Origin of the sequence: Azospirillum sp. TSH20 (assembly GCF_003115935.1) — a bacterium.
Classification (GTDB): domain Bacteria; phylum Pseudomonadota; class Alphaproteobacteria; order Azospirillales; family Azospirillaceae; genus Azospirillum.
The window spans coordinates 1-1,794 of the sequence record NZ_LGQU01000217.1 but is presented as its reverse complement, the minus strand read 5'-3'; the positions used below and the strand labels follow the sequence as shown (position 1 = coordinate 1,794).

At 69.4% G+C, this 1,794-nt stretch carries 1 protein-coding gene; it reads left to right on the top strand.

The annotated features are described in order from the left end of the window. Window positions 1-1,794 (top strand): calcium-binding protein (locus TSH20_RS34460; protein WP_146207519.1); only part of this gene is annotated, 1,794 nt, incomplete at both ends.

Below are 1,794 nucleotides of genomic sequence, written 5' to 3'. Positions count from 1 at the left end.
ACGCCATCACGCTGGGCACGGCGGGCAACACCCTGCTGGTTTCGGGTCTGGAGACCCTGACCGGTGGCGTGGGCACCGACGTCGTCACGCTGGGCACCGTGGGCAACACCCTGGTCGCCAACGCGCTGGAGACCATCACGGGCGGCACGGGTTCCGACCTCGTGTTCCTGGGTTCGGGCGGTTCGACGGTCCTGGTGTCGGGCATCGACATCCTGATCGGCGGCGCCGGCACCGACGTCGTCACGCTGGGCTCGGCCGGCAACACGGTGCTGCTGCGCGGCATCGAGACGCTGACCGGTAACGTCGGCACCGACATCCTGACGCTGGGCGACACGGCCAACACCGCGTTGGTTTCGCTGTTCGAGACGATCATCGGCGGAGCCGCCTCCGATGCCATCACCCTGGGCACGGCTGGCAACACCGTCCTGGTCTCGGCTGTCGAAACGCTGACCGGCAACGTCGGCACCGACGTCGTCACCCTCGGCTCGGCCGGCAACACCCTCGCGGTGACGCTGATCGAGACGCTGAGCGGCGGCACGGGCACCGACACCGTCACCCTGGCCGGCACGGGCGGCAACACCCTGCTGGTCTCGGCTCTCGAGACGATCACCGGCTCCTCGGCCACCGACCTGATCACCATCGGCACGGCCGGCAGCACGCTGCTCGCCAACCTGCTGGAGACGGTCACCGGCGGTTCGGGCACCGACGTGATCTTCCTGGGTTCGGCCGGCACCACCGTCCTGGCCTCGGGCATCGAGATCCTGGTCGGCGGCACGGCTTCCGACGTCGTCACGCTGGGCACTGCGGGCAACACGCTCATCGTCCGTGGGCTGGAGAGCCTGACGGGTGCGGCTGGCACCGATGTCATCACCATCGGCGATACCGGCACCACCATGGTGGTTTCGGCCATCGAGACGTTGGCTGGCGGTACGGGCCTCGACCTGATCACGCTGGGCACGGCGGGCAACACCCTGCTGGTTTCGGGTCTGGAGACCCTGACCGGTGGTGTGGGCACCGACGTGGTCACGCTGGGCACGGTCGGCAACACCCTGGTCGCCAACGCGCTGGAGACCATCACGGGCGGCACGGGTTCCGACCTCGTGTTCCTGGGTTCGGGCGGTTCGACGCTGCTGGCGTCGGCTCTCGAAATCCTGGTCGGCGGCACGGGCATCGATGTCGTCACGCTGGGCACGGCCGGCAACACGGTGCTGCTGCGCGGCATCGAGACGCTGACGGGCTCTGCGGGCACCGACGTCATCACGCTGGGCAACACGGCCAACTCGCTGCTCGTCGGCGGGATTGAGACGCTGGTCGGCGGTTCGGCCTCCGACATCGTCACGTTGGGCACGGCCGGCAACACCCTGCTGGTGAGCGGCATCGAGACGCTGACCGGTGGCGTGGGCACCGACGTGGTGACCATCGGCACGGCCGGCGGCACGCTGCTGGCGGTTGGCATCGAGACGCTGATCGGCGGCACGGGCCTTGAGGTGATCTTCACCAGCACCGCTGGTTCGACCCTCACCGTCTCGGGTGCGGACTATGTGGTCGGCGCTGCCGGCACCGACGTCCTGACCCTGGGCACGGCCGGCAACACCTCCACCATCCGCGGCATCGAGACGCTGATCGGCGGTGCGGGGTCCGACCTGGTGATCCTGGGCGACACCGGCAACACGCTGACCCTGGGTGCGAACCTGGAGATCCTCGTTGGCGGCGCTGCCACCGACGTGGTGACCATCGGCACCTCGGGCACGACCCTGCTGACCCGCGGCCTCGAGACCCTGATCGGCGGCGTCG